The 603-nt window shown below is 76.0% G+C and carries 1 protein-coding gene; it reads right to left on the bottom strand.

The window, feature by feature from the left end:
- Positions 1-168: 168 nt before the first annotated feature.
- On the bottom strand, positions 169-603 hold a 435-nt coding region (locus tag FV218_RS22510), incomplete at its 5' end, for an inositol monophosphatase family protein (RefSeq protein ID WP_281407893.1).

The following is a 603-nucleotide window of genomic DNA, read 5'->3' as shown; positions in this document are numbered from 1 at the left end:
TTTCAACATCGTGCCTCGTCGCGTGCGGGGGCGGCGTGCGGTGCCGGGTGGCGTCCCGGCAAAGGCCCCGGGCCACGCTCCCGCGCCCGGTTCGCCCCGATCATGACGCGAAACAGGGTCAAGATAAGGTTAAGGGCCTGTCAGAAAACCCGCGCGGACGCCGCGCCCTCAGGCGTGGTGCCCGGCGGTGGCGCCGACGGACCGGCGCGGCGCCGGGCTCGACGTCGGCAGGTCGAGGCGGGCCGCGTAGGTGCGGTCGCCGAGGGCCGCGAACGGGCCGTTGCGGTAATGGCGGCCGTGATGCCCGTAGGTGATCGGCTGGCCCGACGGCACCACGACGCAGCCGCCGGCGCTGGTGAGCACGTGGTCGCCGGCCGCCGTGTCCCATTCCATGGTCGGGCCGCAGCGGACGTAGATGTCGGCCTCGCCCGAGGCGATGAGGCAGAACTTGAGGGCCGAGGCGGCCCCGCGCCGGCCACCCACGGGCAGGAGCGACAGGCAGGCCTCCGTCTCGGCGTCGCCGTGGCGGCTGCTCACCAGGGCGACGAGGCCGCCGGCGGGCGCGGGGCGCACGCCGATGGCCCGGTGCGGCCCCGGCCGGCC

This window comes from Methylobacterium sp. WL69 (assembly GCF_008039485.1).
Classification (GTDB): domain Bacteria; phylum Pseudomonadota; class Alphaproteobacteria; order Rhizobiales; family Beijerinckiaceae; genus Methylobacterium.
Note: the sequence above shows the minus strand (reverse complement) of the source record. Positions and strands in the feature narration are given on the sequence as shown.